The organism is Microbulbifer elongatus, assembly GCF_020524885.1.
In the GTDB taxonomy this organism is placed as follows: Bacteria; Pseudomonadota; Gammaproteobacteria; order Pseudomonadales; family Cellvibrionaceae; genus Microbulbifer; species Microbulbifer elongatus_A.
In genome coordinates this window covers 322,143-343,519 of record NZ_JAIVKJ010000002.1, presented here as the reverse complement: position 1 = coordinate 343,519, position 21,377 = coordinate 322,143, and the positions used below count along the sequence as shown (strand labels likewise).

Here is a 21,377-nt window from a genome sequence, read left to right as displayed (position 1 = left end):
GATATCAGGAGATTACTCGATTGCGAGCCCCAGTTCATGGGCAAGAAACGCATACTGGTTGGTAAAGTCTTCCACCTGCATCCACACCGGCTTGCCGGCGCCATGGCCCGCGCGGGTCTCTACGGCGAGGTAGATGGGGTTGTCGCAGCCCTGGTCGCGTTGCAGCGCAGCGGCAAATTTGTAGCTATGCCAGGGCACCACGCGGTCATCGCGGTCGGCGGTGGTGATCAGGGTAGCCGGATAGCAGCTGCCTTTTTTGGTGTTATGCACCGGCGAGTAGGCGTAGAGCGCGGCGAACTCGTCTTTGTTTTCCGACAGGCCGTAGTCACTGGACCACTGGCGCGCATTGGCCGATGCCGTGTGGTAGCGCAGCATATCCAGCACGCCGACGATGGGCAGTGCCACCTTGAACAGCTCCGGGCGCTGCACTTCCGTCGCGCCTACCAACAGGCCGCCGTTGGAGCGGCCCATAATGCCGAGCTTTTCCGGTGAGGTGACCTTTTCGTCAATCAACCATTCCGCCGCACCGATAAAGTCATCGAAGACATTCTGCTTCTGCAACTTGGTGCCGGCCTTGTGCCAGTCACCGCCGTACTCGCTGCCACCACGGAGGCTGACCATGGCGAAGGTCCCGCCCATGTCCAGCCAGCCGGCAAAGCGGGTGTAGAACTGCGGCAACTGCGCCGCATTAAAACCGCCGTAGCCGTACAGCAGGGTCGGGTTACTGCCATCTTTTTTCAGCCCTTTCTTGTGTACCAGGAACAAAGGCACACGGGTGCCATCCTTGCTGGTGAAGAAATGCTGGCTAACGGTGTAATCAGAAAAATCGGCCGGGTAAGCCGGCGCCTTGACCTTCTCACTCTTTCCGGAAGCTACGTCCAGCTTGTAAATACTGGGGGGAGTCAGGAAGTTGCTGAAAGCGTAATAGGTTTCGGTATCGTCCGGATCCCCGTAAAAGCCCTCTACCGTACCCATGCCGGGAATCTTCAGTTCGTATTTCTGTTTGCCGTCCAGATCGGTGACCAGCACTTTGGATTTGGCATCTTCCAGATAGTGCAACACAAAGTGCCCGCCGATCAGGCTGGCACCCTGCAGGGCATTTTTCTGCTCCGGCACCAGCGTTTTCCAGTTGGATTTTCCCGGCTTGTCCAGGTCGATGGCGACAATGCGGCCGTTGGTAGCATCGGCATTGGTCTCGAAATAGAAGGTCGTGCCGCTGTTGCCGAGATAGGTGTACAGAGCATCCCATTGATCCAGCAGCTTTACGACCGGGCTGTCTCTTTGACTCAGGTCTTTGTAGTAGACGCCGTTGCTGTCGTAGCCGTCGAAAATACCCAAGATCAGGTATTTGCCGTCATCGCTGACTTCCGCTTCCGGGTTGCGGGTGGGGTGATCGGTAATTTTATATACCAGCTGGTCTTTGCTCTGGGGCTCGCCGATCTTGTGGAAGTACACCGATACCTGCTTGCTGTCGTCGGCAGTACCATCTTCGTTAAACGGGTATCGGCTGTAATAGAAACCGGATTCATCCTTGGCCCAGCTGGCCCCACTGAACTTGATACCGGTCAGGTGGTCCGGCAGCAGGCGGCGGGTCTTCAGGTCGCGCACATGGTAGTCGGTCCAGTCGGTGCCGCCATCGGAGGTACCGTAGGCCAAGTAGCGCCCGTTGGGGCTGACGGAATAGCGCTTGGCGGCGATGGTGCCGTCTTCACTCAGGGTACGCGGATCCAGTACCACACCACCGTCTTGTTGGATATCCCGGGTGGAGTAGAACACGCTCTGGTCCCAGGTGCCGTCGTTGTACTCGTAAAATACCTGGCCGGCCTTTTTGTAAGGCACACCGTAGCGTTCGTACTCCCACAATTCGGTGAGCCGCTTATTGATCTTGTCCCAGCCGGGCAGCGCCTTAAGTTTGGGCAGCGAAAATGCGTTTTGCTCGGTCACCCAATCTTTGACCGGTTTAGACTCCTGATCTTCCAGCCAGCGGTAAGGGTCGCTCACGTTGGTGCCGAAATAGTCGTCTTTTTGCTCGACCGTCGCGGTCTTGGGGTAGGCAGGCGTGTCGCTATTGGCGGCAATAGCGGCTACCGCGGCAATGACGGGTATGGCGGCACCCGCAATCAGGGTCAATGCGGTCTTGTTCATGGAGGCTTCCGGTTTTTTATTGGCGATCAGTGGGCTAATCTAGAAAATTCGCCGCCAGGGATCCAGCGGCTCACAGCATTTTAGAAGAGGTTATCGATGAAAGGCCTGATACAGCGGGTAAAACACGCAAAGGTGGAAGTCAGCAGTGAATCCGTCGGCGCCATCGATCACGGCATCCTGCTGCTACTGGGCGTCGAGGCGACGGACACCGAGGAGACCGCGAACAAGCTGCTGCACAAGGTACTGCACTACCGAATTTTCAGTGACGACCAGGGCAAGATGAACCTGAATGTGCAACAGGCCGGTGGCGGACTTCTGGTGGTAAGCCAGTTCACCCTGGTGGCAGACACCGGCAAGGGGCTGCGGCCCAGTTTCAGCCGCGGGGCGACGCCAGCGCAGGCGGAAGCGCTGTATGAATACTTTCTCGCACAGGCGCGGGGAAAAATTGCGGCAGGCTGCCCGGTGGCCGGCGGTCAGTTTGCGGCCGACATGCAGGTGTCCCTGTGTAACGACGGTCCGGTGACTTTCTTGCTGGAAGCCTGAGCCCGCTCATTGAGCAATTTCAGGCGCTTCTTGCGCTCGTCTTTCGGCAACGCCCCCAATTGTTCCACTGCGGTATAGAAGGCTTCCCAGTCACTACCGGAATCCTTGTACAACTGCACAAAGGCCGGTACCTGAGACTGGTACTCACTCACCAGCGCAAGCGTGGCGTTGTTGGTTTTCTCGATCAACCGGGTGAACTTTTCGTCCTCAGTCCAGCCTTCCGATACCTTGCGGTAACAATATCTCAGCTGTTGCAGGGTGTTCGCTTTTCGCTGGCGCTTTTCCTCGTCCGTAGCCTTTGAATCGTATATATCCTGAAGCTGCTTGCGTGCACTTACCATTAATCCATTCACCCGTCGTGCCTGCTCCACATTCGCCACCTTTGGCGCCGCGATGCCATTGCGGCGGCGCCAGTCCGGCAGGGCTATGCGGGAAACAGCGGTGGCAAAGCTCTCGTTGAACCGGGTATCGCCTGAGATATACACGCGGCGATGGGCCAACTCGTGGAATAGCAGGCTGGCCAATCGATCTGGCGTCCAGTTCACAAAACTCGACAGCACCGGATCGTCAAACCACCCCAGCGTGCTGTAGGCGGGCACCGGCCCGAGATATACGTCGTACCCTTCGGCGCGCAGCCGCGCCTCCTGAGTTTCCGCATCATGCTTTTTGAAATAACCCCGATAACTGGCGCATCCGGCAATGGGGTAACACCAGCGCTTTGGTGACAATGAAAATTCCGGCGCCGCCACCAGGTTGTAAAGGACGTACTCATCCTCCAACTGGGTGAAATCACTGTAGGCGGTGCCCACCGGCAACCGCAGCTCACCAGCGGCGTAGGCACGAATGGCACGCACCCACTCCAGTTGACGGCGCAGCGTAGGGTCCGTCTGCTCGTCCTGCACCAGGCGATCAATTGGCTTGCGGCCTGCGAGAACCTTGAGCTGACCAGTGGCCGCCTGGGAGTAGAAGTGGACGGTTTCGCAGCCGCCGAGGGGCAGAACCGCCATCATTACCAGAGTCGGAAACAACAAGCGACGACGGCAACTTCCGATTGCGCTGGAAGCAGCTAACTTTAGGGGAACGAGTAGGTATTTAAGGGAAGTGTCCATGCAGCCCGTGGCAGCGGTCTCATTGGTGTTTGCGATTGTGCTTAGCGTCGTTCTGTGGCTTCAGGTGCTGCGGCTGAGCTTTGCCCGGTCCGCATTTCTGGCCGTGCTGGCCTTCCTTTGTCCGCCCATCCCGCTGCTTCTGCTGTTGCTCGAAGCCAAACATCGTCAGCGCCTGTTGCCACTGGTATTACTGGTGGCCGGCTTCTCCAGCATAGTCGCAATTTATTCCTGAGGTAGCACGCCCGGCGCAACCTCAAAAACCAGCAATGATCTCAGGGGCTCTCGAGCTCTTCGCGCTTGCCGCGCTTGATCATGCGCCCGAAAAATACGCCCACTTCAAACAGGATCCACATGGGTATCGCCAGCAGGGTCTGGGAAATCACATCCGGCGGGGTGAGTAACATGCCCATCGCAAAGCAGGCGACAATCACGTAGGGACGTTTTTTGGCGAGATCTGAGGCACTCACTGCACCGCTCCAGATAAGCAGCACTGTGGCGATGGGAATCTCAAAGGCAAAGCCGAAGGCGAAGAACAGCTTCAGTGCCAGATCCAGGTAACTGCGAATATCCGGCATTACCTTGATATCCGCGTGTGCGGAACTGATGAAGAATTCAAAAATCAGCGGGAACACCACAAAGTAGGCGAACGCCATTCCCGCGTAAAACAGAAAAATGCTGGAAAACATCAGCGGCGCGATCAGGCGCTTTTCATGCTTGTACAGCCCCGGGGCAATAAACGCCCAGAACTGGTACAACACAAAGGGTATGGCGACGAAAAAGGCCAGTACAAATGTGGTTTTGAACGGGGTCAGGAAGGGCGAGGTCACTTCAGTCGCGATCATGCCTGCGCCTTCAGTGAGGCGCGCCTGCAGCGGGTCGGCAACAAAGTTATAGATGTCGTTGGCGAAAGGCACCATGCAGGCAAAAATCGCCACCACCACCAGCAGGGTCTTCAGCAGGCGGTCGCGCAATTCGATCAAATGCTCGATAAACGGCTGGTCTTTTTCGCTCATGGACGCTTGTCTTCCGACTCGGTGGGACTGTCATTCTCGGACGGGCGGTTCGGGGCGGCGGCTTCCCTGGACTTTTCCTGATTGGGCTCTTCCAGATCCAGGCGATCTACCTCTGCCCAGGCCTCGTCTTCCTCGTGCTTGAAATGATCCGGGTGGTGCGGATTAAATTCCGGGTCACCATGATCGTGCAGATGTTCCGGGTACTCTGGATCTTCCAGGTCCTCGTCGTCTTCGTCCTCTTCCGGCAAATATTCCTCACCGGCCTTTTCGTCCATCGGCGAATCGCGCTCTTCTTCCGGCAGGTAATCCGCGGCCTGGCGAAGCTTGTCGGCCTCCACATCCGGTTCGGATGGCACCTGCGCCGAAATTTTCTCTTCCGACTTTACGGCTGTATCCGCGGTTTTCGCCGCATCATCCTTGAGTGCGTTAGCCTTGGCCTCTACGGACTTCAGGTCCTGCTCGAACTTGCGCTCGGCCTCACTGAAAGTGCGCTCCATGGCCTCCTGGCTTTCGCGCAGTTCTTTCAATACCCGCTCGTTGTGCAGTTCACGACGAATATCGTCGGCGCCCACTTCCCGCTCAAGTTCATCCTTGGCATTCCCAAGGGTCTGCTTGAGCTGCGTCCACCAGCGCACGGTCGTGCGCACGGCATCCGGCAGGCGCTCGGGGCCGATGACCACCAGGCCAACGACGCCAATCAACAGCAGTTCAAAAAATCCGATATCAAACACGCGCGCTCGCTCTATCAGTTGCGGACGATGGCTGTCCTGGATTTATTTATCCTGAGACTGTTTTTCTTCGCTGGAAGTTTTCTGTTGTGGCTTGGTGCTTTCGTCCTTGGTCAGCAGCTCCGGATCCTTGTCTTCGTCTTCCTCGCCGTCTTTTTTGCCTTCGTCCTTCATGGCTTTCTTGAAGCCCTTGATGGCGCCGCCAAGATCTCCACCCAGGTTGCGCAGGCGCTTGGTGCCAAAAATCAGCAAAACGATGACCAACAGAATCAGCAGTTGTTGCCAGCTAATGCCCATGAGAAATACTCCTGAATCAATACTTAATTGCGAAATTTAAAAACTGTGTGGCAACTCGCGATCAGTCCTGGTCGCGGGAAGCTTTCTCTTCCAGCCCGGAAAGCCCGAAGCGACGTCCCAGCTCATCCAGCACGGCGCGGGAGTCGGTGCCCAAATGGTTCAGCATGACCAGGGAGTGGAACCAGAGGTCCGCGGTTTCCGCGATCATTGCCTTGTGCGCTTCGCTGTCCGTATCTTTGCCCTCGGCATCTTTGGCAGCGAGCAACAGCTCGGTGGCTTCTTCACCCACCTTTTCCAGAATCTTGTTCAGCCCTTTGTGGTGCAGGCTGGCGACATAAGAGGAGTCTGCATCACCCTGCTGCATACGCAGTCGCAGCACCCGATCCAGCTGTATCAGCATATTACTCATGGCGTCGGTCTATTTCCCTGCCTTCTTTTCTGAATATATTTCTTTCGGGTCGGTGATTACCGGCTGGCGGACCTGCCACTGGCCGTCTTCCAGTACCTGATAGAAACAACTGGTTCTCCCGGTATGACAGGCAATGCCACCCAGCTGCTCCACCATCAGCACGATGGTGTCGCCATCGCAGTCGAGACGGATTTCCCGCACCTCTTGTACGTGGCCAGAGGACTCTCCCTTGCGCCACAGCTTGCCGCGGGAGCGGGACCAATAGACCGCACGGCCTTCTTCCACGGTCAGGCGCAGGGACTCCGGGTTCATCCACGCCATCATCAGCACGCGACCGGTTTTGAAGTCCTGAGCAATGGCGGGTACCAGCCCGTCGCCATTCCAGCTGACCGCTTGGGTGAAATCGGATTCGCTCACAGTTACGTCCTTACTGCACTCGTTATTGTAGGCTGCCGACTGTTCGACCCGGCGGCCATTTTAACCCCTGCTCGACACACTGCGCGTTGCCCAACCTGTAAGTCGGGCTCAGGGCCAGAGCAACAACCCCAGCGCTACCGCACCGAGCACCCAGCTCGCCACCGGCACCTGCGCCAGCAGACCGGGCGAGGCCACAAGCGCCGCACCCGCGGCCAGCAGGCCGCCCACGATCATGCGCGCATAGCGAGCGCGCCCGCGCTGACGGCTGCCGGCCAGCTGATCGCTCAGTTGCTGCAACTTGGGTCCCAGCTCCTGCCCCTGCTCCAGGGCGGAGAAGGCCATTTGTGGCAGTTGGGGGAATTTTTCCAGCCATTCTGGGCCGTATCGCCGGATTTCGCCGACGATGGTCCGTGGGTGAATACGCTCGCGCATCCAACGCTCCAAAAATGGATGGGCAGTCTTCCACAGATCCAGTTGCGGATAAAGCTGTCGTCCCAATCCTTCGATATTGAGCAACGTTTTCTGCAGCAACACCAGTTGAGGCTGCACTTCCATCTCGAACCGCTGCGCCGTCTGAAACAGACTAATCAACACCCGCGCAAAGGAAATCTCTCCCAGCGGCTTCTCGAATATCGGCTCGCATACCGAGCGGATCGCGGATTCAAAGGCGTTGATCGGCGTGTCCTTGCGCACCCAGCCGCTCTGCACATGCAATTCCGCGACCATGCGATAGTCGCGACGGAACATGGCGAGCAGGTTGCGTGCCAGATAGTACTGATCTTCGCGCGTCAGACTGCCGACGATGGCGGTGTCGATGGCGATGTATTTGGGGCGGTCGGGATGCTCACGGGACACGAAGATATTGCCGGGGTGCATATCCGCGTGGAAGAAGTTGTGCTCGAACACCTGCTTGAAGAAGATCTCCACCCCGCGCTCAGCGAGCAGCTCCATATTGGTATTCTGCGCGCGCAGCTGATCGAGGTCCGTCACCGGGATACCGTCAATGCGCTCCAGCACCAGTACATTTTCACGGGTGTAGTCCCAGTGCACTTCGGGGATATACAGCAGGGGAGAACTGGCAAAATTACGCTTCAGCTCAGAACCGTTCGACGCCTCGCGCACCAGATCCAGTTCGCCCTCAATAGTGTGACGGTAATCCTCCACCACCTCCACCGGACGCATACGGCGGCCATCGGGAAGATAGTGTTCGATCCAGCGCGCAATATAGTGCAGTAACTCCAGATCCTGCTGGATGATTTTATCGATGCCGGGACGCAGCACCTTCACCACCACCGCCTGACCCGGCTCACCATTTTCGCCCTTCAAACGTGCGCCGTGCACTTGGGCCACGGAAGCGGACGCCAGCGGCTCGCGCTCAAACTCCGCAAACAGTTCATCCACAGGCGCGCCGAGCGCTTCCTCGATACGCGCAATGCACTGATCCGCCGGGAAGGGCGGCACATTGTCCTGCAGATGATTCAGCTCCTGCACCATGTCCGGCGGCATCACATCCGGACGGGTGGACAGCAACTGGCCGAACTTCACATAAATCGGTCCCAGATCCTCCAGCGCCCGACGCAGCCGCTCGCCGCGGCACATGTTCTTTGACGCGCCGCTCGGCAACAGCTTTGCCGGCGCCCACAGCGCCCGCAGCCACAGCGGCTGATGTTCCACAGGTACCAGTTCATTCAGGCGGTAGCGCAGGAACACCCGCGCAATGGTCAGCGTTCTCGCAATCGGCACTTGTTACTTCTCCTCGCCACCGAACTGGCCCCGGCCTTCCAATTTGCGACGCAGAACCTCGATCCGCGCCTCCAGCCGATCCACGCCCTGAGCAAACTCCGCTACATCCTCCGCAAACGCCTCAAACTGCGCCTGCGGCGGCGTCATCTGCCACTCCTCACTTACCGCCTCGGCACTGGCCTTCGGCGCCGCACCCAGCGCATCCTTCAGCCAGCTCGCCGCCACGCGCACACCGGTACCCAGCTGATGCGCAGGAGAATCACCAACCAGCTTCGCCAGTGGCTCTTCCCAATCAATATCCAGGTCTCGCATGATCGCCTGCAACTCCGCCAGCAGCGCACTGGAACCACGGACCGTCACCCCCAGCTTGGCCGGTGTAGCGTCGCGATTTCTCAGTAACTGCACAAAAGCCAGCGCAGAGCCAGACAGCTCGGTAGTCACATCGCCACTCCAGCGACTGTGCACCTCGATATAGCCTCCATCCTCGTCATCTCCATCATCGATGGGGAGGAATAAGGTCAGGGCAGGCGCAGTGAGATCCACCCGCAACACCTTGCCCGCCAGTTTTGCCAGGCGCGCGCGGCTGCCCGGGTCATAGCGCAGGGCGGTGTTGATGGCGGTTTCCAGGGTGGCGTCGAAGCCGGCGCGGAAGGTGGGGTCGGTCATTTTTATCTGTGTTCGTCCATGCGATAAACGCTGATGCGAAGGTCCGGGCGGCGGGAACCCCTCGCGAGACCTTCTAAAACAGGGATGTTTTAGAAGAGCCCCCAGGGATGGGTTCACGGCGTGTCTCGCGAGGGGTTACCGCCGCTCGGACCGCCACAGACTAGGAAAAGAGCTACAGAACTAGGGCTTGATGCCCTTGTGCAAGGCCACAATGCCACCGGTCATATTGTGGTATTCGCAGTCCACGAAGCCGGCCTCGCCCATCATGTCTTTCAGGGTCTGCTGATCCGGATGCATACGGATACTCTCGGCGAGATAGCGGTAACTGTCCGCATCGTCCGCCACCAGCTTGCCCATAAACGGCAAAAGGCGGAACGAATACTGATCGTAGACCTTCTCCAGCAGCTTCGACTGCGGCTTGGAAAACTCCAGCACCAGCAGGCGACCGCCGGGCTTCAGCACCCGCAACATCGAACGCAGCGCCAGATCCTTATCGGTCACATTGCGCAGGCCAAAGGCAATCGTGATGCAATCAAAGGTATCGTCCGGAAACGGCAGGTACTGGGCATCTGCCTGCACCGTCTCCACATTGCCCGCGATACCCCGGTCCAGCAGACGATCGCGCCCAACTTTCAGCATCGACGCATTGATATCCGCCAGCACCACCTTGCCAGTGGGGCCCACGATGCGGGAAAAGCGCGCCGTCAGATCCCCGGTACCGCCGGCAATATCCAGAATCGTCTGCCCCGGCCGCGCCGCGGAAAGCTCGATAGTAAAACGCTTCCACAAGCGGTGGATGCCGCCGGACATCAGATCGTTCATCACATCGTAGCGGGCCGCCACCGAGTGAAACACATCCGCCACCCGTCCGGCCTTCTCCTCGACCGGTACTTGCTGGTAGCCGAAATGGGTCGTCTTGCGTTCTGTCATTGTGTGCCTGCTGTGCCAAATACTGGGCGTTATTGTACATGGGGCACGCGGGAACAGCACTGCCACCGACTAAACTACCTGGTGACCGATTCTTGCACAGTACGCTCTACCCAAACCCGCTGTCCACACTCGATCGCCACACCCTATGCCCTATCGATTCCGAGCCAGGTCCAAACCCGCCAGCAATATCTCAAGGGTCGCATGGGCGCAAGCCGGGGCAGCAATCGCCTGCTGTCAGGCAGACAACCCGGCTGAAGCCATTCACAGTATTCGCAAACACGGCAAGAAAATGCGCGCGCTCGTACGCCTGACTCGCAACACTGACAGTCGCAGCAAAGCCCTGTACCGACTGGAAAATGCCCGCTACCGCCACATCAACCTGCAACTCTCAACCAGCCGTGACGCCACCTCGCTGTACCACGCCCTGAGAGACCAGCTCGGCGCCGATCGCTTTCCCGGCACCGCTGCCTACCTGCAAAGTCGGATACCGGAAGACAAGGGTGACGAACTGGAACAGGCAGAACTGCAGCTGCGAGAGGGAATGGCACACATCGAAAACTGGGATCTTGCGCGACTCAAGTGGGGGGATATCGAACGCGGCTATTGCAGAAGCTATCGCCGGGCCAGAAAGGCCAGCAAACGCGCATTCCAGCGGGAGACAGACGAAGCGTTCCACACGTTACGCAAACGGGCAAAAGACCAGTGGTACCACAGCCGCCTGCTAAAAAAACGCTACCCGAAAACTGTTGGTAAACGCGTTGCCGATTTGAAAAAACTTTCGAGCGCGCTGGGAGACTGGCGCGACCTGCGCCTGCTGTGTCACTTCGTCGCCCTGCACGGCAGCGACAACCCGGACATGGCAAAGGAAAGAATACCGCTGCTGGACCTGGCCCAGCAGCGGCTGCGGTCGCTGCGAAAGAAGATCGACCATTTGAGTGAGCAGCTGCTTCATCGCAAGAAGTGGACTTTCGACTAAGCAGCTGCCCCCTGATCGCCTTTACTGTTCTTCCAGCAGCCCGCCCGCATGGGCCATCACGTGGAAGATAAAGCTCTGCTCATTGGTGCCGGACAACAGGTGCGCGCCGGGGCCGCGCGCCCAGATGCCGACGTCTTCACCGCCGTGGGTTTCGCTACCGAGGGGCACCAGGGCTTCCTGGTGATAGCCGGCGGATTCGGTATCGCTGGCGCTGATATCCTGGCGACCGGCGCTAATCGGATCTTCATAGCGATCGTCGGCATCCGGGCTGGCACCGTAGTGGGCGTGGCCCAGACCGTTGGCATAGGTAATGGTGGTGTAGGGCATGCCATCAGCCGCCAGAGCCACCGCAGATTCCGGCTGCCCGCTGCTGTCGTTGTTGACCACCTTACCCAGGATGGGATTGCCGCGGGTGGGGTAGCCGGCGATGGTCATCACGTGGCTGTGGTCCGCGGTGACGATAATCAGGGTGTCTTCCGCACTGGTGTTGTCCATTGCCACCTGAACTGCATTGGCCATTTCCACCGCGTCGGTCAGGGCGCTGTAGGCGCTGCCTGCATGGTGGCCGTGGTCGATGCGACCGGACTCCACCATCATGAAATAGCCGCTGTCGTTCTTGCTCAGCAGCTCGATGGCCTTGGCGGTCATTTCGGACAGGGACGGCTCACCGGCCACATCATTTTTGCGGTCCGCCTCGTAACGCATATGAGCGCTTTCGAACAGGCCCAGCAGCTTGTCGGTGCTCGCCACGTCCAGTCCGTCGAAGCCCGCCTGATCCTCAATGTAGAGAGCGTTGGTGACACCGTCGCTGTAACGGTCTTTCCACGCATCGACCAGGTTTACACCGTCGGTGCGCCGACCAGCCTTACCTTCCAGATCAGTGACATCACTCGGCAGGAAATTGCGGCGGCCGCCGCCCATCACCACATCGATGCCATCGCCCGCACTCAATTCCACCATCTGCGTGGCGATATCCACACAACCCTGCGGTGCGGCGTACTCCCAGCCGCGCTCGGGTACCTTGGCGTAGGTAGCAGCAGGGGTCGCGTGGGTAATACGCGCGGTACTCACCACACCGGTGCTCTTACCCAGTCCTTCCGCCAGTTCCAGCGCGGTGGTCAGCGGGCGCTCAAGGCTTGCCGCGCAGTCGCCGCGGGGGACAGTTTCATCCACATTCAGCACGCCGGCCTTGGTTTTCACCCCGGTGACCATGGCCGTTGCAGTACCGGCAGAGTCCGGAGTCTGCTGGTTGGTGTTGTAGGTCTTGATCAGACCCGCGAACGGCATCTTCTCAAAACTGAGCTGGTACTCCTCACCGCTTTGGCCCTGCATCTGGCCGGCGAGAATGCGGGCGGCGGTGACGGTGGAAATACCCATGCCGTCACCCACAAACAGGATGACGTTTTTGGCTGCGCCGCGCTCATTGTTGATCACTACATCGCGCGCACTGGCGATTGCCGTTTCACCACTCTGGTACCAGCTGCTGCTGCGCTGGGATTCCGGCAGGCTCAGGCGCTCTGGTGCGGGCTCCGGCTGCGGGTCCGGCACTTGCGGTGCGGGACTGGAATTGTTGTCGCTACAGGCAGCGATGGTGATGGCAAACGCCGCGGTAAAGGCGACGGAAATTCGTTTCGGTTGCATGATGTTACCCCCCAACTTATTCGGCAGTGACCGGCAGCCCACTGGCGCCGATCATCAGATGAAATACCGCACTCTGCTCCAGGGTGCCCTGGACCAGTTCCGCGCCCGCGCCGATGGCATGCAGGCTGATGTCTTCCCCAGCGTGTGACTCAGAGCCCATGGGAACCATCGCCTCTTGATGGAACCCCGGGGCCTCGGTGTTTACGTCAGACAGGTTCTTGCGGCCGGTATCTGCAGCGAGATTGTAACGGGCATCGGCGTCAGTTTCGTCACCCAGATCGGCAAAGCCGAGGCCATTGGCATAACTGAGTGCGGTGTAGGGTTGATCGTCTGCGGCAAGCGCCGGTTCGCCGGCGGGTGCGCCGGCGCCATCGTTGGTTTCCACTTTGCCCAGAATCGGGTTACCGCGGGTGGCATAGCCGGCAATGGTCATCACGTGGCTGTGGTCCGCGGTCACCAGAATCAGGGTGTCTTCGAGATCGACTTTCTCCGCCGCGACCTTCACCGCTTCGGCAAAGGCGATGGTGTCATGCAGTGCGGTGTAGGCGCTGCCGGCGTGATGCCCGTGGTCGATACGACCGGACTCCACCATCAGGAAGTAGCCGTCTTCGTTTTTGGACAGCAGCTCGATAGCGCTGCCTGTCATCTGCGCTACCGACGGTTCATCTTTGGCATTTGCCATGCGATCGGCTTCGTAGCTCATATGGGAGCTGGTAAACAACCCCAATAGTTTGTCGGCAGCTGCGAGATCGGCAGATTCCAACTCGCTGCCAGTCTGCACATAAAGCGCGGTCTGATCGACGTAGCGATCCAGCCATTCGCTGGTAAGGTCGCGTTCGTCGGTTCGCTTGCCGCCATTCTCTGCCGTGATGAAGTGACGGCGGCCACCGCCCAGGATCACGTCGATACCGTCACCCACATCCAGGCCCACCAGCTGTGCGGCAATATCGGCACAGCCGTTTTGCACTGCCTCATCGCTGAGGCCATCATTTGACTCCCAGTTGCGCTCTGGAGAGCGCGCATAGGTTGCGGCGGGGGTGGCGTGGGTGATGCGCGCCGTGGAAACGATACCGGTACTGCGGCCCTGGTCTTCCATCAGCTCAAGAAACGTATTCAGCTCGTTACCGGCAGTGCCCGCACAATCTGCGCGCAGGCCGTCGCTGTCGATATTGATCATGCCCGCACGTGTTTTTACGCCGGTCATCATGGCGGTCATGGTACCCGCGGAGTCCGGGGTCTGTTGATTGGTGTTGTAGGTTTTGATCAGCGCAGTGTAGGGAAATGCCTCGAAGGAAAGCAGGTTTTCTTCACCGCTCTCTCCACGCAGCTGCCCCTCAAGAATCCGTGCAGCGGTAAGCGTGGAAATACCCATGCCGTCGCCCACAAACAGAATGATATTTTTGGCGGTTCTCGGCGAACGCTGATCAGCGAGCTTCTCTGCCAGCCTCGACTCACCACTCGTGTACCAGTTACTGGCTTGTTGGTATTCCGGCAGCTCTGCCGCCGCCTGCATGGAAAGTGTGAGTGCGGTGGCTGCCGTCAGCGTGCACAACCCGCGGTAGACCTGCTTGGCCATATCTGTTGCCCCCCTGGCAAACTTGAATTGGAGGCAGGCATTAAAAGCGCCGGCGTGTGAAGCTGGCGTTACAGATTATTCACGGTTTGATGAAGGAAATAATAAATGGGGAGTAATTCGCGATCCGGGACGCTATCGCGTCAACTGTGCAAGCCTCGCTAAGTTCAGCCGATGAACTTCACCGCACTTTCGTCAGGATCTCGTCCTTTACCAGCATTTTCCAGTTGCTGCAGATAGTCCCGCCATTTTTGCGGATGGGTATCGCAGAGTTCGCGCAGGTACTGCCAGGTATAAATACCGCTGTCGTGACCATCGTCAAAATAGATCTGCAAAGCGTAACGGCCGGCAGCGGCGACCCTTTCAATACCCACGTGTATTTTTCCACTGACCAGTATGCCTTCGCTAGCGCCGTGACCGCGCACTTCGGCACTGGGGGAGTAAACGCGAAGGTATTCAGCGGGGAGTTCAAATTCGCCATCCGGGTAGTGAAGGATGAGCTTTTTACCGGCTTTGTCGAGGCGGATTTTCTTGGGTGAGGACATTTTGGATCCGAGCGCAATTGCCCTGTAGGAGCCTGCCTTGCAGGCTCCTACAGGGAGAGGGGTGGCTGGTTTACAAAATAAAGCGCGACAAGTCTTCGTCTTTACTCAATTCACCCAGGTGTTTGTCCACATAGGCCGCGTCGATGGTGATATTGGCACTGCCATCACCACCGGCAAACGAAATTTCTTCCAGTAGTCTTTCCAGCACCGTGTGCAGACGGCGCGCGCCGATGTTTTCGGTGGACTCGTTGACCTCGAAGGCGACCTCGGCAATACGCTGGATACCGTCTGCGGAAAATTCCAGGTTTACACCCTCGGTGCCGAGCAGCGCTTTCTGCTGTTCAGTGAGCGATGCGCTGGGCTCGGTAAGAATGCGCTGGAAATCCTTGGAGGTGAGCGAGCTCAGTTCCACCCGAATCGGCAGTCGGCCCTGCAGCTCCGGAATCAGGTCCGAAGGCTTGGACAGATGGAAGGCACCGGAAGCAATGAACAGAATGTGGTCTGTTTTGATCATGCCGTATTTGGTGGTGACGGTGCAGCCTTCGATCAGCGGCAGCAGGTCGCGCTGTACACCTTCGCGGGAGACGTCGGCACCGCCGCTTTCCTGACGCTTGGCGACCTTGTCGATTTCATCAATAAATACGATCCCGTTCTGCTCAGCGGAGCGGATCGCTTTGGTTTTGATTTCTTCGTCGTTGATGAGCTTGGACGCTTCGTCGTCGGTGAGCTGCTTGAGGGCCTGCTTTACCGTGAGCTTGCGCTTTTGGGTTTTGCCCTTGGACATGTTGGAGAACATGCCCTGCAGCTGGTTGGTCATTTCTTCCATGCCGGGAGGTGCCATGATTTCGACACCCATGGGGCTGGCGGAGACGTCTATCTCGATCTCTTTGTCGTCGAGCTCACCTTCGCGCAGTTTTTTGCGGAATACCTGGCGGGTGCTGGAGTCTTTTTCGCTGGGGTCGGTGTTGCGCGCAGGGGGCAGTAGGGCGTCTAGCACGCGATCTTCTGCGGCATCCATGGCTCGCTGTTTTACGCCTTCGGTGGCGCGTTCGCGCTCGAGCTTGATCGCCATTTCGACGAGGTCGCGCACGATGGATTCGACGTCGCGACCGACGTAGCCGACTTCGGTGAATTTGGTGGCTTCGACTTTGATAAACGGTGCGCCGGCGAGTTTGGCGAGGCGACGGGCGATTTCGGTTTTGCCAACACCGGTGGGGCCGATCATCAGGATATTTTTCGGGGTGATTTCCGCGCGCAGCTCTTCGTTGACCTGCATGCGGCGCCAGCGGTTTCGGAGCGCAATGGCAACAGCGCGCTTGGCGTCATTCTGGCCGACGATGTGGCGATCGAGTTCGTGGACGATTTCTCTAGGGGTCATGGACATGGTCTTTACTCGGATTCTTTTCGCTTCGCTCCGGCTTCTGATGCGTTGAAGCTGGCTCGGTGGCAGCGGTGCACCGGGTACTGGTTTTTGAAACCGCTGTGAATACGTCCCTGTACGCTGCGTCGGCGACTTCCCTGTCGCCGACGCTTTCAAAAACCAGTACCCGGCGCCCCGCTTTCAATTCGGGTTAATTGACTTCGTTAGATGTTGAGACAGTTAGTAACTCAGCTCTTCAATGGTGTTGTTGTGGTTGGTGTACACACAGATATCACCAGCAATCTTCAATCCTTGCTCGACGATGCTGCGCGCATCCATCTCGGTGTTGTCGAGCAATGCGCGCGCTGCGGACTGGGCAAAGGGCCCACCGGAGCCGATGGCAATCAGGTCATCTTCCGGCTGGATCACGTCGCCGTTACCGGTGACGATCAAGCTGGCGGTTTCGTCGGCGACGGCGAGCAGCGCTTCCAGGCGGCGCAGGGCGCGGTCGGTACGCCAGTCTTTGGCGAGTTCGACGGCGGCGCGGGTGAGCTGGCCGTTATGGGCCTGGAGTTTGGCTTCGAAGCGTTCAAACAGGGTGAAGGCGTCAGCGGTGCCGCCGGCGAATCCGGCGATGACTTTGTCGTTGTACAGGCGGCGCACTTTGCGGGCGTTGCCTTTCATGATGGTGTTACCCATGGAGACTTGCCCGTCACCGCCGATTACGACTTTGCCGTTTCGGCGGCAGGAGAGGATGGTAGTGCCGCGATATTGTTCCACGTGTGCCTCGGTGTTTTACATTTCGAGAGCACTAAGTGTGGTCGATGGGGCTGAATTTCAACTTGGCCGTTGCGGCTTTATACTGCGCGGCGTCTTCTGAGGCTCTGTGGAGAACGCCTGTGGCCCGTATCAAGCGCCGGTATTACACCCTGGTTTTTGCCCTGTTTATGTCGTTTTTCATGTCGAGCCTGATGTCCGGTGTAATCACGGTGATCAATACGGGGCTGACAGAGGGGTTCTTTGAGCGCTGGCTGCACGCAGGTGTGGCGGCCTGGGTGATTGCGTTTCCGCTGGTTTCCTTTATTGCGCCGCTGGCGCACTGGATTACGCGCAAGCTGGTGGAAACCGAGTAGCGGCGCTTATCCCTGCGCCGGGCGCTTGAGGACCAGGGGCATCAGCCGGTGTTCGGCGAGGATACTGCGGGCTTTGGCGACCTTGGAACGGTTGGTGTAGGGGCCGACGAGGACCCGGTGCCAGGTGCCGCGGCTGTCGGTGGCGGATTCCACTTTGACGTCGAGGTTGGCAAGCATCAGCTGGGCCCGCAGGCGCTCGGCTTCGGCCTTGTCACGGAAGCTGGCGGCCTGGAGGATATACACCAGGTCGGACTTGGGCTCGACCCGCGCGCTGGTCTCGCCGCTTTTCTCTTCTCCCTCGCGCACCCGCACCTGCTGGTTTTTCGGCTCGGGAACTTTCACCTCGTTTTCTTCCAGCAGCTTGTAGAAGTCGAAGCGTGGCTTTGCCTCGGTGGGCGCGGGCTGGCGGGCGGCGGGCTTTTCGGCTTTGGCCGCGATCTTGCCCTGCTCGACCTTGAGGTCATTTAACAAAAATACAAATACCGCGAAACCGCCGACAAAATTGCCGAGCACAAACCAGACCCAGGCAGGTTTACCGGTGGACTGTTGGCGGCGGGTATTGCGGCGGGCCATGTGACTTCTCTCGATCTGTACTGATTATTCTACGGGCGGGAAATTGTAACCCCTGCAAAGGATGTTTAGGAAAGTTCCTGCGCGTCCATGTCGATCGCCCAACGGATGCGGCGATTGCGATTGCCTTCGGCCCACTGGCTGAACTGCGCAAGCATCCGTTGCAGCAGGCCGCGCTTTTCCGCGGTGATCTGTATATAGAAGCGGAAGCGCCCGGACTTGCGCTCCAGCAGCGCGGGCACCGGCCCCAGATACTGCAGTTCCGGCGAGGGCGGCGCCAGGGCCTGAAGATAGTCCCGCGCATTGGCCAGGAATTCCTCGGCCCAGCGCGGCTCTTCGCATTCGGCACGCACCAGTGCCATGGCCCGCAGTGGCGGTAGCTGCGCGATCTTGCGCTCCTCCATCAGCTGGCGGGCGAAGGCGCCGTAGCCCTTGTTCAACAGCAGCTGCAGCAGCGGGTGCTCGGGGTAGCGACTCTGCACCAGCACGTGTCCGGGCAAGTCACCGCGGCCGGCGCGTCCTGCCACCTGCTCCAACAATTGGCCCATGCGCTCGGGAGCGCGGAAGTCTGCGCTGAACAAACCGCCATCGGCGTCCTGAATCACCACCAGGGTTACCTTGGGCAGGTGGTGCCCCTTGGCCAGCATCTGTGTACCCAGTAGCAGACAGGGCTCACCGTTGCGGGCGGGCTCCAGCAATTTGTCCAGGGCCTGTTTGCTGGCGGTAGTGTCGCGGTCCACGCGCACCACCGGAAACTGATTGAAGGTGTGGGTAAGGAAGTCCTCACTGCGCTCAGTGCCGGCGCCCAGCGCATTTAGGTTGCGGCTGTGGCACTGCGGGCAGCTGTGCGCCTCGCGCATGCGGTAGTCGCAATGGTGGCAGCGCAGGTGACGCTGGCGCCGGTGCAGGGTGAGCTTGGCGGAACAGTGGGGGCAATCGGCAAGCCAGCCACAGTCTTCGCAGGTCAGCGCCGGGGAATAGCCGCGGCGGTTGATAAACACCAGCGCCTGCTCGCCCCGATTAAGGGTTTCACCGATGTGCCGTAGCACCTGCGGTGTAAAACCCTCCTGCAATTGCTGGTGCAGCGTCGGCACCACACTGATTTCCGGCGGGCGAGCATTGCCGGCGCGGTGGCGCAGGCGCAGGTGCTGGTAGCGACCGGTAAGTGCGTTGTGCAGACTCTCCAGCGACGGCGTGGCGGAGCCAAGCAGCACCGGTACACCAGCACTTTTCGCCAGCACAACCGACAAGTCGCGCGCGGAGTAGCGCACGCCGTCCTGCTGTTTGAAGGAGCCATCGTGCTCCTCGTCGATCAGAATCACCCCGAGGCGCGGCAGCGGGGTAAAGATCGCGGAGCGGGTGCCGATGACGATATCCGCCACACCGCTGGCAGCGGAGAGCCAGGCGCGGGCGCGCTCGCCATCGGCGAGACCCGAGTGCAGGGCGGCAATGCGAAAATCCGGGAAGCGCGCGGCAATCCTCCGCAGGGTCTGCGGCGTGAGGCCGATCTCCGGCACCAGCAGCAACGCCTGGTTACCTTCGCGCAGGGCGCGCTCCATCAGGCGCAGGTAAACTTCGGTCTTGCCGCTGCCAGTGGTGCCCTCCAGTAACGAAGCGCTGAATCCTTTGGTCGGCACCGCATCGATCACCTGGCGCTGCTCGTCATTCAATTCGGGGGCAGGGCGGGGCTCCACCACTTCCAGCGGTGGCGGCGCGGTGGGACCGGATACCCAGCGCGCCACACCGCGCTCGACCAGCGCCTTGCACACGGCGCTGTTAAGGCCGCGGGCATTCAGCGCAGTGCGGCTCTGGCGGCCGCTGCGCAACAGCAGTTGCAGGAGCTCCTGCTGTTTTTTGGCGCGCGCAAGCGCAGTCTCCGGCAGGCCCTTGCCCTCGGTGGTGATTTCCAGCCACTGTTCCGCCCAGTGGTCGGCAGGCTTGCCCTTGCGCAGGGCAACCGGCAGCGCCGCGGCATAAAGTTCGCCAATTGGCGCCTGGTAGTAATCCGCCGCCCACTGCAGGAACCCGCGGCTGCGCTGGTCGAAGATCGGCTGGCTGTCGATGCGCTCCAGCGCCGGCTTGAGCTCTGCCAGCGGGGATTCCGCCACCAGGTCCACCAGTACCGCCACCAGGCTGCGGTTGCCAAAGGGCACCCAGAAGCGCTGCCCCGGGCGCAGGTCATCGGCGCTCAAGCCTTCCGGCGGCAGGTAATCAAACAGGCGGCGCAAAGGAACGGGTACGGCCAGGCGCAGAATTACCTGCTGACCACCTTGCTGCGCAAATTCCGGGCCTGATTCCTGGCCTGGCTCCCGGCTTGAACGTACCGCCGCTCCCGTCAAACTGCCTCCACCTGTAACTCTTCTTGCCTTATCTGGATCTGATTCTTCACGCTGCACCCGTCCCTTTACCGGCTCAATGACCAGCACCGCGCGAAAGCGCGCTAGTTTACCGGCTGTGATCCGCGGTTACAGCAGCCGCGCACAATCTAGGGTGAAGCGCGATTGGCGGCGCGAAAAGTCACGCAAGATGCCGCCATTCCATTGCCAACTCTATTTTTTAGAGTACTCTACAACTAACTCTAAGATTTAGAGTCCGCACATATTCAGAATCAACAGGGAATCGTGATCATGACCGACGTCAATAAACTGCAAAGTGACCTGGACTATATCAGTAGCGCGGTACGTGCCGACGCCACCGCCGGCGGTATACCCGCGCTCTACTTTTTATGGGCACTGCTGATCGCCGTGGGTTTCAGCCTGCCGGATTTTGCGCCGCAGCTGGCGGGGATCTACTGGTTATTCGCCGGTATCGGCGGTGGCCTGTTCAGCTGGTGGCTGGGCGCACGCCAGAGCCGGCGCGGTGGGGTCAACAATACGCAGCTGGGGCAGCGCTACGGGCTGCACTGGTGCCTGGCTGGCGCGGCCTTTCTGCTGTGCTTTCTACCACTGACGCTGGGGCGCGTGCCCCCGGAAATGGGCGGCGCGAACTTTCTACTGGTGACCGGCATCGCCTACGGCCTCGCCGGGGTGCACCTGGAGCGACCGCTGCTCTGGTGCGGCATGCTAATGCTACTGGCCTACGGCGTACTGGTTGTACTGATGCCGCCCTATATCTGGACCATCACCGGCATCACCGTAGGGATCGCCCTGTGCTGGGCCGGTTTCAGTCGCCGCGCCGCTATCACGGCAGGTGGAGCCCAATGAAGGCACTGGCATCCCTGGACCCGCTGCTGGAACACCGCATCCGCCTGGGCGCCAGTGTGCTGCTGGCAAAGCACGGAGAGGTGACCTTTGCCCGCCTTAAAGCGCAGCTGCAGGCCACGGACGGCAATCTGGGCGCGCAGCTGCGCAAGCTGGAAGACCGCAACTATATCCAGTCGCGCAGGGATTTCGTGGAGCGCAAGCCGACTACCTGGTACCAGCTCACCAATGAGGGGCGCGCGGCCCTGGAGGGGCATATGGCCGCATTGCAGGCGCTTATCGACGCCAGCGCCGGCGGGGGCTGAGCGCCAATTGAGCGAGGGCGGTACTTCACCGCCACCTGCACTGCAATTGCGCTTGAATCGGCGGACTAATCTGA

The 21,377-nt window shown here is 59.5% G+C and carries 23 protein-coding genes; 6 read left to right on the top strand and 17 right to left on the bottom strand.

Translation table 11 applies throughout. The features are described from left to right. Positions 1 to 12: 12 nt before the first annotated feature. The gene (locus LC059_RS08865) at positions 13 to 2,145 is read right to left on the bottom strand and encodes a prolyl oligopeptidase family serine peptidase (protein ID WP_226703490.1); all 2,133 of its coding nucleotides are present in this window, start codon (positions 2,143 to 2,145) and stop codon (positions 13 to 15) included. A gap of 96 nt (positions 2,146 to 2,241) precedes the next feature. Here LC059_RS08865 and dtd point away from each other — a divergent pair, with 96 nt between their 5' ends. Next, positions 2,242 to 2,688, top strand: coding sequence for a D-aminoacyl-tRNA deacylase (dtd, locus tag LC059_RS08860; RefSeq protein ID WP_226703489.1), 447 nt, complete (start codon positions 2,242 to 2,244; stop codon positions 2,686 to 2,688). Here the strand turns inward: dtd and LC059_RS08855 are convergent. Further along, entirely contained in the window at positions 2,619 to 3,719 is a 1,101-nt protein-coding gene (locus LC059_RS08855; RefSeq protein ID WP_226703488.1) for an aminopeptidase, read from the bottom strand. The two genes, dtd and LC059_RS08855, sit on opposite strands and share 70 nt — an antisense overlap. 76 nt (positions 3,720 to 3,795) lie before the next feature. Between LC059_RS08855 and LC059_RS08850 the strand changes: the two genes are divergently transcribed. Then, positions 3,796 to 4,029: a hypothetical protein gene (locus LC059_RS08850; protein WP_226703487.1), complete on the top strand. Its 234-nt coding sequence runs from the start codon at positions 3,796 to 3,798 to the stop codon at positions 4,027 to 4,029. A gap of 40 nt (positions 4,030 to 4,069) precedes the next feature. Here LC059_RS08850 and tatC read toward each other — a convergent pair whose 3' ends face one another. The 8 genes from tatC to ubiE all read right to left on the bottom strand — a co-directional run bounded on the left by tatC (position 4,070) and on the right by ubiE (position 10,000). Continuing rightward, on the bottom strand, positions 4,070 to 4,810 hold the full coding sequence (tatC, locus tag LC059_RS08845) for a twin-arginine translocase subunit TatC (protein WP_226703486.1): 741 nt from the start codon (positions 4,808 to 4,810) through the stop codon (positions 4,070 to 4,072). Beyond that, a complete protein-coding gene (tatB, locus tag LC059_RS08840) occupies positions 4,807 to 5,541 on the bottom strand; it encodes a Sec-independent protein translocase protein TatB (protein WP_226703485.1) in 735 nt (244 codons plus the stop codon). The genes tatC and tatB overlap by 4 nt, the downstream gene beginning before the upstream one ends. Positions 5,542 to 5,583: 42 nt before the next feature. Then, positions 5,584 to 5,835, bottom strand: coding sequence for a twin-arginine translocase TatA/TatE family subunit (gene tatA, locus LC059_RS08835; protein WP_226703484.1), 252 nt, complete (start codon positions 5,833 to 5,835; stop codon positions 5,584 to 5,586). A 61-nt stretch (positions 5,836 to 5,896) separates the two neighbouring features. Further along, complete coding sequence (locus LC059_RS08830; RefSeq protein ID WP_226703483.1) at positions 5,897 to 6,244, bottom strand: phosphoribosyl-ATP diphosphatase; 348 nt, start codon at positions 6,242 to 6,244, stop codon at positions 5,897 to 5,899. A 9-nt stretch (positions 6,245 to 6,253) separates the two neighbouring features. Beyond that, complete coding sequence (hisI, locus tag LC059_RS08825; RefSeq protein ID WP_226703482.1) at positions 6,254 to 6,661, bottom strand: phosphoribosyl-AMP cyclohydrolase; 408 nt, start codon at positions 6,659 to 6,661, stop codon at positions 6,254 to 6,256. A gap of 108 nt (positions 6,662 to 6,769) precedes the next feature. Then, positions 6,770 to 8,404 carry a ubiquinone biosynthesis regulatory protein kinase UbiB gene (gene ubiB, locus LC059_RS08820; protein ID WP_226703481.1) on the bottom strand — a complete coding sequence of 545 codons (1,635 nt, stop codon included), beginning with the start codon at positions 8,402 to 8,404 and terminating at the stop codon, positions 6,770 to 6,772. 3 nt (positions 8,405 to 8,407) lie between these two features. Continuing rightward, the gene (locus tag LC059_RS08815) at positions 8,408 to 9,070 is read right to left on the bottom strand and encodes an SCP2 domain-containing protein (protein ID WP_226703480.1); all 663 of its coding nucleotides are present in this window, start codon (positions 9,068 to 9,070) and stop codon (positions 8,408 to 8,410) included. 180 nt (positions 9,071 to 9,250) lie between these two features. After that, the gene (gene ubiE, locus LC059_RS08810) at positions 9,251 to 10,000 is read right to left on the bottom strand and encodes a bifunctional demethylmenaquinone methyltransferase/2-methoxy-6-polyprenyl-1,4-benzoquinol methylase UbiE (RefSeq protein WP_226703479.1); all 750 of its coding nucleotides are present in this window, start codon (positions 9,998 to 10,000) and stop codon (positions 9,251 to 9,253) included. Positions 10,001 to 10,145: 145 nt separating this feature from the next. Between ubiE and LC059_RS08805 the strand changes: the two genes are divergently transcribed. Next, positions 10,146 to 10,976, top strand: coding sequence for a CHAD domain-containing protein (locus LC059_RS08805; protein WP_226703478.1), 831 nt, complete (start codon positions 10,146 to 10,148; stop codon positions 10,974 to 10,976). Between the two features lie 21 nt (positions 10,977 to 10,997). Here the strand turns inward: LC059_RS08805 and LC059_RS08800 are convergent, their stop codons facing one another. The 5 genes from LC059_RS08800 to hslV all read right to left on the bottom strand — a co-directional run bounded on the left by LC059_RS08800 (position 10,998) and on the right by hslV (position 16,875). Further along, positions 10,998 to 12,617 carry an alkaline phosphatase gene (locus LC059_RS08800; protein WP_226703477.1) on the bottom strand — a complete coding sequence of 540 codons (1,620 nt, stop codon included), beginning with the start codon at positions 12,615 to 12,617 and terminating at the stop codon, positions 10,998 to 11,000. Between the two features lie 16 nt (positions 12,618 to 12,633). Next, complete coding sequence (locus LC059_RS08795; protein ID WP_226703476.1) at positions 12,634 to 14,193, bottom strand: alkaline phosphatase; 1,560 nt, start codon at positions 14,191 to 14,193, stop codon at positions 12,634 to 12,636. A gap of 164 nt (positions 14,194 to 14,357) precedes the next feature. Beyond that, a complete protein-coding gene (locus LC059_RS08790; RefSeq protein WP_226703475.1) occupies positions 14,358 to 14,735 on the bottom strand; it encodes a gamma-butyrobetaine hydroxylase-like domain-containing protein in 378 nt (125 codons plus the stop codon). Between the two features lie 70 nt (positions 14,736 to 14,805). Further along, the gene (hslU, locus tag LC059_RS08785; RefSeq protein WP_226703474.1) at positions 14,806 to 16,119 is read right to left on the bottom strand and encodes an ATP-dependent protease ATPase subunit HslU; all 1,314 of its coding nucleotides are present in this window, start codon (positions 16,117 to 16,119) and stop codon (positions 14,806 to 14,808) included. A 216-nt stretch (positions 16,120 to 16,335) separates the two neighbouring features. Further along, complete coding sequence (hslV, locus tag LC059_RS08780) at positions 16,336 to 16,875, bottom strand: ATP-dependent protease subunit HslV (RefSeq protein WP_226703473.1); 540 nt, start codon at positions 16,873 to 16,875, stop codon at positions 16,336 to 16,338. Positions 16,876 to 16,994: 119 nt separating this feature from the next. On the opposite strand from hslV, the gene LC059_RS08775 reads away from it, so the two are divergent. Then, positions 16,995 to 17,228 (top strand): DUF2798 domain-containing protein, encoded by a 234-nt coding sequence (locus LC059_RS08775; protein WP_226703472.1) that lies wholly within the window; start codon positions 16,995 to 16,997, stop codon positions 17,226 to 17,228. Between the two features lie 6 nt (positions 17,229 to 17,234). Here LC059_RS08775 and LC059_RS08770 read toward each other — a convergent pair whose 3' ends face one another. Then, on the bottom strand, positions 17,235 to 17,801 hold the full coding sequence (locus LC059_RS08770; protein WP_226703471.1) for an SPOR domain-containing protein: 567 nt from the start codon (positions 17,799 to 17,801) through the stop codon (positions 17,235 to 17,237). 65 nt (positions 17,802 to 17,866) lie between these two features. Further along, on the bottom strand, positions 17,867 to 20,137 hold the full coding sequence (locus LC059_RS08765; protein WP_226703470.1) for a primosomal protein N': 2,271 nt from the start codon (positions 20,135 to 20,137) through the stop codon (positions 17,867 to 17,869). A gap of 288 nt (positions 20,138 to 20,425) precedes the next feature. On the opposite strand from LC059_RS08765, the gene LC059_RS08760 reads away from it, so the two are divergent. Together LC059_RS08760 and LC059_RS08755 are read left to right on the top strand one after the other, a co-directional pair. Then, positions 20,426 to 21,001, top strand: coding sequence for a hypothetical protein (locus LC059_RS08760; protein WP_226703469.1), 576 nt, complete (start codon positions 20,426 to 20,428; stop codon positions 20,999 to 21,001). Further along, positions 20,998 to 21,303, top strand: coding sequence for a winged helix-turn-helix domain-containing protein (locus LC059_RS08755; RefSeq protein ID WP_226703468.1), 306 nt, complete (start codon positions 20,998 to 21,000; stop codon positions 21,301 to 21,303). Before LC059_RS08760 ends, LC059_RS08755 begins: the two co-directional genes overlap by 4 nt. Positions 21,304 to 21,377 lie beyond the last annotated feature (74 nt).

Excerpts from the sequence above, each read along its gene's own strand:
- LC059_RS08830 (WP_226703483.1), bottom strand. The coding sequence starts at position 6,244 with ATGAGTAATATGCTGATACAGCTGGATCGGGTGCTGCGACTGCGTATG.
- tatA (WP_226703484.1), bottom strand. The coding sequence starts at position 5,835 with ATGGGCATTAGCTGGCAACAACTGCTGATTCTGTTGGTCATCGTTTTG.
- LC059_RS08770 (WP_226703471.1), bottom strand. The coding sequence starts at position 17,801 with ATGGCCCGCCGCAATACCCGCCGCCAACAGTCCACCGGTAAACCTGCC.
- tatC (WP_226703486.1), bottom strand. The coding sequence starts at position 4,810 with ATGAGCGAAAAAGACCAGCCGTTTATCGAGCATTTGATCGAATTGCGC.
- LC059_RS08850 (WP_226703487.1), top strand. The coding sequence starts at position 3,796 with ATGCAGCCCGTGGCAGCGGTCTCATTGGTGTTTGCGATTGTGCTTAGC.
- dtd (WP_226703489.1), top strand. The coding sequence starts at position 2,242 with ATGAAAGGCCTGATACAGCGGGTAAAACACGCAAAGGTGGAAGTCAGC.
- ubiE (WP_226703479.1), bottom strand. The coding sequence starts at position 10,000 with ATGACAGAACGCAAGACGACCCATTTCGGCTACCAGCAAGTACCGGTC.
- LC059_RS08865 (WP_226703490.1), bottom strand. The coding sequence starts at position 2,145 with ATGAACAAGACCGCATTGACCCTGATTGCGGGTGCCGCCATACCCGTC.
- LC059_RS08790 (WP_226703475.1), bottom strand. The coding sequence starts at position 14,735 with ATGTCCTCACCCAAGAAAATCCGCCTCGACAAAGCCGGTAAAAAGCTC.
- LC059_RS08800 (WP_226703477.1), bottom strand. The coding sequence starts at position 12,617 with ATGCAACCGAAACGAATTTCCGTCGCCTTTACCGCGGCGTTTGCCATC.
- LC059_RS08755 (WP_226703468.1), top strand. The coding sequence starts at position 20,998 with ATGAAGGCACTGGCATCCCTGGACCCGCTGCTGGAACACCGCATCCGC.
- hslU (WP_226703474.1), bottom strand. The coding sequence starts at position 16,119 with ATGTCCATGACCCCTAGAGAAATCGTCCACGAACTCGATCGCCACATC.
- LC059_RS08815 (WP_226703480.1), bottom strand. The coding sequence starts at position 9,070 with ATGACCGACCCCACCTTCCGCGCCGGCTTCGACGCCACCCTGGAAACC.
- LC059_RS08805 (WP_226703478.1), top strand. The coding sequence starts at position 10,146 with ATGCCCTATCGATTCCGAGCCAGGTCCAAACCCGCCAGCAATATCTCA.
- LC059_RS08760 (WP_226703469.1), top strand. The coding sequence starts at position 20,426 with ATGACCGACGTCAATAAACTGCAAAGTGACCTGGACTATATCAGTAGC.
- LC059_RS08795 (WP_226703476.1), bottom strand. The coding sequence starts at position 14,193 with ATGGCCAAGCAGGTCTACCGCGGGTTGTGCACGCTGACGGCAGCCACC.